Raw genomic sequence first — 8101 nt, forward strand, 5'->3', positions numbered from 1 at the left:
CTGCTGAAGGTGTCGCGCGGGGCCGACCGGGAGAAGGCGCCGGCGGCGTGAGCCTCAGGCCGTGACGCTCAAGCCTTGTCGAGCGCCGCGGCAAGGGGCGGTGTGCTGTGCGGGGGGCGGCGTGGAGGAGGGTGCGGCCCACGGGTCAGCCCCCCGCCGCGAAGGTCTGGCCGAGGCCGCCGGCGAGGTGCTCGACGATCGGCCCCAGCGCCAGCGCCGGGAAGAAGGTCAGGCCGCCGACGATGAGGATCACGCCGACGAGGAGCCCGACGAACAGGCCGCCGTCGGTGGGGAACGTTCCGGACGAGGCCGGCACGGTCTTCTTGGCGGCGAGCGCGCCGGCGATGGCGAGCGCCGGGACGATCACGAAGAACCGCCCGACCAGCATGCCGGCCGCCAGCGTGGTGTTGTAGAAGGTCGTGTTCGCCGTCAGCCCGCCGAAGGCCGAGCCGTTGTTGGCCGCCGCCGAGGTGAAGGCGTAGAGCATCTCGGAGAAGCCGTGCGGGCCGGCATTGGCGGGCCCCGCGAGCCCCGCCGCGACCACGGTGGCGAGCGCGGTGCCGCCGAGCATCATCAGCGGCAGGCAGAGGATGGCGAGCATCGCCATCTTCACCTCGCGCGCCTCGATCTTCTTGCCGAGGTATTCCGGCGTGCGCCCGACCATCAGCCCGGCGACGAAGATCGTGACGATGACGAAGACCAGCATGCCGTAGAGCCCGGCGCCGACGCCGCCGACGATGATCTCGCCGAGCTCCATGTTGATCAGCGGGATCATGCCGCCGAGCGCGGTGAACGAGTCGTGCATGGCGTTGACCGCGCCGCAGGAGGCGGCGGTGGTGACGACGGCAAACAGCGCCGAGGCCACGATCCCGAACCGGATCTCCTTGCCCTCCATGTTGCCGCCGGGAAGCCCGAGCGCGTTCAGGACCGGGCTGCCGGCGGCTTCGGCGCCGTAGGTGACCGCGATCCCGGCCCCGAACAGCACGGCCATCGCGGCCAGGATCGCCCAGCCCTGACGCTCGTCGCCGACGCTGCGGCCGAACAGGTTGGTGAGCGCGGCGCCGATCGCGAAGATCGAGACCATCTGCACGAAGTTCGACAGCGCGGTCGGGTTCTCGAACGGGTGGGCGGCGTTGGCGTTGAAGAAGCCGCCGCCGTTGGTGCCGAGCATCTTGATCGCGACCTGGCTCGCCACCGGCCCGACCGCGATGGTCTGCTGCGCGCCCTCGAGCGTCGTCGCCGCGACGGCGCCGCCGAAGGTCTGCGGGATGCCCTGCCAGACCAGGAACAGCGTGAACACGACGCAGAGCGGCAGCAGCAGGTAGAGGGTGCAGCGGGTGAGATCGACCCAGAACGAGCCCACCGTCCGCGCCGAGGCCCGCGAGAATCCCCGGACGAGGGCGACGGCCAGGGCGATGCCGGTCGCGGCCGACAGGAAGTTCTGGTGGGTCAGCCCCAGCATCTGCGACAGGTACGAGAGCGTGGTCTCGCCGCCGTAGGACTGCCAGTTGGTGTTGGTGACGAAGCTCGCCGCGGTGTTGAAGGCGAGGTCCGGCGCCACGGCGCCCTGCCCGTCCGGGTTCAGCGGCAGGGCCGCCTGCAGCCGCAGCAGGCCGTAGAGCAGCACGAAGCCGGCCGCGTGGAAGACGAGCATCGCGGTGGCGTAGGCGAGCCAGTGCTGCTCGTGGGTCCGGTCGATGCCGGCCAGGCGATAGAGCCCGCGCTCGATCGGCTCGAGCACGGGCGAGAGCAACGTCCGCTCGCCCGCGAACACGCGGGTCATGTAGCCGCCGAGGGGGCGCACGAGCGCCAGCACGACCGCGCAGAAGAGCGCGATCTGGATCCAGCCGTTCACGGTCATGGGCTTGGTGTCCTTCAGAACCGCTCGGGGCGGACGAGGGCGTAGGCGAGGTAGGCGAGGAGGCCGACCGTCACGAGGGCGCCGAGGGTCAGGTCGAGAGACAGGCCGTAGGGCATGGCGGGGCCCTCACAGGCGCGCGCACAGGCCGGCATAGCCGACCGCGAGGGCGAAGAAGGCGAGGCCTTCGGCGAGGAAGACGAGGTCGAGCATGGCGGGCGTCCGGACGACGAGGAGCCGGCAACGCGGTCGTGGGCCGACCGGTCCGCTTCGACCGATCCGCCCCGGCGACCTGCTTGCCGTGATCGTCAGAGTGGCCGGACGCGCCGTAGGAATGCGAGAGGGAGGCGGCGCCGAATCCATAAGGATCCCATCAGGATCGGGCCGGCTCGGCGGTGTCGGGCACGGACGACCGCGTCCGGTCGAAGGCGCGGCGGATCGCGCGCTGTCCCGGCGTCTCGACGGCGTAGCGGATCACGGTCGCGAGCCCGACCGAGGCGAGGACGGCCGCGAGGATCGCCGATCCGGACGACCATCCGCCGGCCTCCAGCGCCCGGATGATCGCGTAGCCGAGGATCTGGTGGACGAGGTAGAGCGGGTAGGAGATCGCCCCGAGGAAAACCAGGGGCGCGCAGCCGAGCCAGGGCAGCCGCCCGGTCGCGGCGGCGAGGACCGTGCCGGCAAAGCCGAGCACGAGCAGGACATAGAAGCCCGTCCCGACGCCGCCGTAGTCGACGGCGGGCCCGAGGGCGGTGAAGCCGAACACGGCGGCGAGCGCCCCGAGGCCGAGGGGGGTCAGCGCGCCCGCCGCGAGGCGCGCGAGCATCGCCCCAATCACGAACAGCAGCGCGAAGGGAAGGTTGAGGAGCACGACCACCTGCAGCGTCCGGACCGGAAGGACCAGCGTGCCGACGAACGCCGCGGCGAGCCATCCGGCGCAGATCCGCTCCAGGCGCAGCCCGGGATCGGTCGCCGGGCCCCTATGGATCAGGGCGAGGGCGGCGAGGGCGTAGAAGGCGACCTCGTAGGTCAGCGTCCAGTGGGACGGATCGATCGGCGGCACCCGGATCAGCGAACTGAGCATCGTCAGACCCGCGAGGGCCGCGCCCGGCGTGATCCCCACGGGATTCGGGCCGCCGAGGGCGAAGATCCCCAGCGTGACCCCCGAGCAGACGAGGAAGGCGGGATACAGCCGCGCGACCCGCCGCACGGCGTAGTCTCCGAGGGACGGCGTCCGCCCGAGCGTACCGGCAATCACGAAACCGCTCAGGATGAAGAACAGCTCGACGCCGAAATGCCCGGCGGCGAAGCTCGGAACGCGGTCGACATGCGGCCCGATGCGGCCTTCGTAGCTGAAGAGGTAATGGTGCAGCATCACCATCGTTGCGGCGAGACCACGCAGGGCGTCGATGGATCGGATTCGGCCGATGGGGCGGACGGGGGTGTTGCCCGAATCAATCGACATACTTTAGGTACGTTTTCCGCAACGCGTTCCCGTCACGCCATGACAGCGCGGTTGCCTTAAGAAACGTCGACCCCTGCCGTGCGGGATACCGGCCATTCGAAAAAAGCGTGGCTGCACCGTTGGAAAGGTATAGATTGATACCACGATTACAGTGCTCCTCTTGATTATATTCCGAGAGCGCCGGTTACACCGCACATCCGGGCATCCCGCCCGACAGCACGAACCCTGTGACGCCAGCCCCATGACGACCGCGGAACAGAAGAAGCCGACCGATGCCGACCACACCGTCGGCAACCGCATCGCGGTGCTTCGGGCCGCCCGCGGGATCAGCCAGACCGCCCTGGGCCAGGCGCTGGGGGTAAGCTTCCAGCAGGTCCAGAAGTACGAGAAGGGCCGCAACCGCGTCGGCGCCGGCCGCCTGCAGACGATCGCCGACCATCTCGGCGTCCCGGTCTCGACCTTCTTCGAGAGCGAGCCCGGCGAGGCCCGCAGCTTCGAGGACGGCACGAGCCTGCCCTTCCTCGGCATCGCCGGCGCCGCGGAGCTGCTGAAGGCCTACGCCGCGATCGCCGACCTGCAGATGCGCCGCGACGTCCTGGCGATGGTGAAGTCCGCCGCCCGGATCGCCCGCGCCAGCACGCCCGACGCGTCCGCTTCCGACATCGCCTGACACGCGGGCCGACGCCACGGCGCCGGCCGCACGCGACAACGTGATCGCCGGGCGCTCCGATGCGCCTATCTTCCCGGATGCGAGCCACGCCGGCTTGCCGAAAGGGAGGATCCGATGATCCGCACCGTCCGCGGCGGCTTCGCCGCATTGGCGCTGTCCGCCTTCGCGCTGTCCGCGACCGTCTCCGGGGCGTCGGCAGCCGAAGGCCTGGCGTACCGGGCTGCGCTGAAGGCAAGCTCGGAAGTGCCCGCCAACGACAGCAAGGGCACCGGAGAGGTCTCGGCGACCTACGATCCGGCGAGCAAGACGCTGACCTGGAAGGGCAGCTACAATGGGCTGACCGGGCCCGTGACGGCCGCGCATTTCCATGGTCCGGCCGAGGCCGGCGCCAATGCCGGCGTGCTGATCCCGGTGACCGCCGCCGCCAGCCCGTTCGAGGGCTCGGCCACGATCGACGACGCCAAGGCGGCCGACCTCGTCGCGGGCAAGATCTACGTCAACCTCCACACCGCCGCGAACCCGAAGGGCGAGATCCGCGGGCAGGTGGTGCGCGCGCCGTAGGCCTTTTCCGGGCCGCGCGCTTTCTGTAGGCCGCTCGCCGGGGGACGGCATGCGGAGGCTCGGTCGGTGAAGCAATCGGACGCCATCATCGCCTGGACGCCGGCGCGCTGGGCGGAGCTGCGCCCGGACACCGCCGGCCAGGTCGCGGTGCTGCCCCTCCCCGACACGGAGGGCGCGGCCAAGCGCTTCATGATGCGCGGCGGGGCCGGCTCCTCGGCCCTCCAAGCCCTGACGGGGGAGGCGCGCATCGCCCGCCTGTTCATCGACTTCCAGACCCTGGTGGTGCGCGACGGCCTCGACCCGCAGGCGGTGCACCGGGCGTTCCTCGCCATCGACGAGTACCGGTTCCGCATCGCCCCCGACACGGAGGGCGCGGAGTTCGAGGATCCGCCGGAAGAGGATTGATCGCAGAGCCGCCCGAACGGCTCGCGGAGTCACAATCGAGAAAAGGCGGGCGCTTACTCACGGTTGCCCTAGTTGAGTCCCGGCACGCCTTGCGCCACGGAGCCTTCCGCGATGCCTCTCGCAGCCTCTTCCGCACCCAGCCGCCTGTCCCGCCGCGCGCTGATCGCCGCCGCCGGGCTGCTACCCTTGGCCCAAACCCTCGCGGCGGAGGAGGCGCTGATCCGCCGGCCGATCCCGTCGACGGGCGAGCTGCTGCCGGTGGTCGGCATCGGCACCTCGCGCCGCTACGAGGTCGCGCCGACGCCGGACGCCGTCGCGCCGCTGCGGGCGGCGGTGGAGCGCTTCGTGGCGCTCGGCGGATCGGTGATCGACACCGCCCCGAGCTACGGCACGGCGGAGGACGTGCTCGGCCTCATCCTCCCGGACGGGGCCCTGCGCGAGAAGGTGTTCCTGGCGAGCAAGGTGGACACCACCGGCCGCGAGGCGACGCGCGCCGAGTTCGAGCGCTCGCTGGCGCGGATGAAGGTCGCGCGGATCGATCTGCTGGCCGTGCACAACCTGATCGACGCGACCGAGAACCTCGCGGTGCTGCGCGACCTCAAGGCCGAGAAGCGGATCCGCTACCTCGGCGTCACGGTCTGGCGCGACGGGCAGTTCGACGGGCTGGAGCGGGTGATGCGCGGCGAGACCCTCGACGCGATCCAGGTCAACTACGCGATCGACAACCGCGAGGCCGCCGAGCGCATCCTGCCGCTCGCCGCCGACCGGGGGCAGGCGGTGATGGTCAACGTGCCGTTCGGGCGCGACCGCCTGTTCAAGGCGGTCCAGGGCAAGGCGGTGCCGGACTTCGCCAAGGGCTTCGGCTGCGAGACCTGGCCGCAATTCTTCCTGAAATACGTCCTCGGCCACCCGGCCGTGACCTGCCCGATCCCCGGCATGGCGAAGGTCGCCTACGTCGAGGACAACCTCGCCGCAGCCCGCGGGCGCCTGCCCGACGCGGCCGAGCGGAAACGAATGGAGGCCTTCATCGATGCGCTCTGACCTTTTGGGACTTTCCCGTCGTGCCGCGCTCATCGCCGGCCTCGCATGCCTCGCGTTTCCGGCGATGGCGCAGGAAGCATCCAAGAAAATCCGGATCGGCGTGATCGGCTCGGGCAACATCGGCGGCACGATCGGGAGCCTCTGGGTCAAGGACGGGCACGAGGTGATGTTCTCCTCCCGCCATCCCGAGACCCTGAAGGCCCTGATCGAGGCCCTCGGGAGCAAGGCCAAGGCCGGCACGCCCGAGGAGGCGATCGCCTTCGGCGACGCGGTGCTCGTGGCGGTGCCGTACAAGGCCTATCCGGAGCTCTCGACATCCTACGCCGCCGCGCTCAAGGGCAAGGTCGTGCTCGATGCCGGCAACGCCACCAAGGCGCGCGACGGCGAGCTCTACGACGAGGTCCAGGCCAACGGCATCGGCGCCACCTCGGAGAAGTACTTCCCCGGCGCCAGGCTCGTCCGGGCGTTCAACGCCGCCAACTACAAGGTCTTCGCCAAGGAGGGCGCCAACGGCGGGGCCGACCGGGCCGGCGGCCGCATGGCGATCCCGATCGCCGGCGACGACGCCAGCGCCCTCAAGGTCGCCGAGGGCCTCGTGCACGATGCCGGCTTCGACCCGGTGGTGGTCGGCGGCCTGAAGGACGCGAGCAAGTTCGCCATGGGCTCGCCGGGCTTCGGCCACGAGAAGACCGCGCCGGAGCTGCGCAAGACCCTCGGGCTGACGCCGTGACGATGGCCACCGGGCAACTCCCTCTCCCCTCTGCGGGGGAGGGCGCGTCGGAGCCGGTCCTTGCAACAAGTTGACCCGATGAATCACGCAACGCCGCCGAGCGAGGCCGCGCCTTCGAACGCCCTCGCGCGCCTGATCGGCGTCCGGCCCGGAGAGGGGCCGGCCCTGGCCTGGTCCTGGGCCTACATCTTCTCGATCCTGGCCGCCTACTACGTGCTGCGGCCGATCCGCGACCAGATGGGCGTGGCCGGCGGCATCGAGAACCTGCCCTGGCTGTTCACGGCGACGCTGGTCGGGATGCTGGCGCTGAACCTGCCCTTCGCCTGGCTGGTCAAGCGCATGCCGCGCGCGCGCTTCGTGCCGCTGACCTACCGGTTCTTCGGCGCCAACATCCTTTTGTTCGCGCTGGCGCTCTACCTCGCCCCGCCGGACTGGGACGTGTGGATCGGGCGGGTGTTCTTCGTCTGGCTCTCGATCTTCAACCTGTTCGTGGTGTCGATCTTCTGGGCGACCATCGTCGACGTGTTCTCGACGAGCCAGGGCAAGCGCCTGTTCGGCTTCATCGCGGCCGGCGCGACGCTCGGGGCGATCGCCGGCTCGGCGACGACCGCGCTGCTCGCCAAGACCGTGCCGACCTGGGGCCTGATGCTCGGCGCGGTCGCGCTGCTCGAATGCGCCGTGTTCAGCATGCGCGGGCTCGCCCGCCTGTCGGAACGGCTGCGGCAGGCGCCGTCCGGCGGGCCGGAGCAGGGGACGGGACAGGTGATCGGCGGCAGCGTGTTCGCCGGCGTCACCCGGACGTTCGCCTCGCCCTACCTCCTGAACATCTCGCTGTTCCTGCTGCTGTTCTCGGTGACCTCGACCTACCTGTATTTCCAGCAGGCGGCGATCGCCAAGGCGAGCTTCCCCGACCGGGCGGCGCAGACGGCGTTCTTCGCCGGCGTCGACCTGGCGGTGAACGTGCTGACGCTGGGGGTGCAGTTCTTCCTCACCGGGCGGATCGTGCGCCGGATCGGCGTCGGGCTCACCCTGGCGATCCTGCCCGCGCTGAGCATCCTCGGCTTCGGGCTGCTGGCGCTGGCGCCGTCCATCGCCGCCATCGTCGGCTTCCAGGTGCTGCGGCGGGCGGGCAACTTCGCGATCAGCCGGCCGATCCGCGAGGTGCTGTTCACGGTGGTGCCGCGGGAGGACCGCTACAAGGCCAAGAGCTTCATCGACACGGTGGTCTACCGCCTGGGCGACCAGGCCGGCGCGTGGTCCTATGCCGGCCTCGGGGCGCTCGGGTTCGGCGCGGCGGCGGCCTCGGTGGTGGCGGTGCCGCTCTCGGCGGCCTGGCTCGTCAACAGCCTATGGCTCGGGCGGGCGCAGGAG

At 70.8% G+C, this 8101-nt stretch carries 9 protein-coding genes; 6 read left to right on the top strand and 3 right to left on the bottom strand.

Annotated elements, in window-relative coordinates:
* Window positions 1-145 precede the first annotated feature (145 nt).
* The 3 genes from kdpA to FV223_RS14405 form a co-directional block, all read right to left on the bottom strand.
* On the bottom strand, window positions 146-1861 hold the full coding sequence (gene kdpA, locus FV223_RS14395; RefSeq protein ID WP_147727686.1) for a potassium-transporting ATPase subunit KdpA: 1716 nt from the start codon (window positions 1859-1861) through the stop codon (window positions 146-148).
* A 14-nt stretch (window positions 1862-1875) separates the two neighbouring features.
* Window positions 1876-1977, bottom strand: coding sequence for a K(+)-transporting ATPase subunit F (locus tag FV223_RS14400; RefSeq protein WP_210246746.1), 102 nt, complete (start codon window positions 1975-1977; stop codon window positions 1876-1878).
* A 254-nt stretch (window positions 1978-2231) separates the two neighbouring features.
* Complete coding sequence (locus tag FV223_RS14405) at window positions 2232-3323, bottom strand: acyltransferase (protein ID WP_147727687.1); 1092 nt, start codon at window positions 3321-3323, stop codon at window positions 2232-2234.
* Window positions 3324-3564: 241 nt separating this feature from the next.
* Between FV223_RS14405 and FV223_RS14410 the strand changes: the two genes are divergently transcribed.
* The 6 genes from FV223_RS14410 to FV223_RS14435 all read left to right on the top strand — a co-directional run.
* The gene (locus tag FV223_RS14410) at window positions 3565-3993 is read left to right on the top strand and encodes a helix-turn-helix transcriptional regulator (RefSeq protein WP_147727688.1); all 429 of its coding nucleotides are present in this window, start codon (window positions 3565-3567) and stop codon (window positions 3991-3993) included.
* Window positions 3994-4107: 114 nt separating this feature from the next.
* Window positions 4108-4554 carry a CHRD domain-containing protein gene (locus FV223_RS14415; protein ID WP_147727689.1) on the top strand — a complete coding sequence of 149 codons (447 nt, stop codon included), beginning with the start codon at window positions 4108-4110 and terminating at the stop codon, window positions 4552-4554.
* A 66-nt stretch (window positions 4555-4620) separates the two neighbouring features.
* On the top strand, window positions 4621-4959 hold the full coding sequence (locus FV223_RS14420; protein ID WP_147727690.1) for a hypothetical protein: 339 nt from the start codon (window positions 4621-4623) through the stop codon (window positions 4957-4959).
* Window positions 4960-5070: 111 nt separating this feature from the next.
* The gene (locus tag FV223_RS14425) at window positions 5071-6000 is read left to right on the top strand and encodes an aldo/keto reductase (RefSeq protein WP_147727691.1); all 930 of its coding nucleotides are present in this window, start codon (window positions 5071-5073) and stop codon (window positions 5998-6000) included.
* Window positions 5990-6730, top strand: coding sequence for an NADPH-dependent F420 reductase (locus FV223_RS14430; protein WP_147727692.1), 741 nt, complete (start codon window positions 5990-5992; stop codon window positions 6728-6730). The genes FV223_RS14425 and FV223_RS14430 overlap by 11 nt, the downstream gene beginning before the upstream one ends.
* A 78-nt stretch (window positions 6731-6808) precedes the next feature.
* The coding region (locus FV223_RS14435; RefSeq protein ID WP_147727693.1) for an MFS transporter at window positions 6809-8101 on the top strand (1293 nt) is incomplete at its 3' end.

It is taken from the genome of Methylobacterium sp. WL116, from assembly GCF_008039455.1.
Lineage (GTDB): Bacteria > Pseudomonadota > Alphaproteobacteria > Rhizobiales > Beijerinckiaceae > Methylobacterium.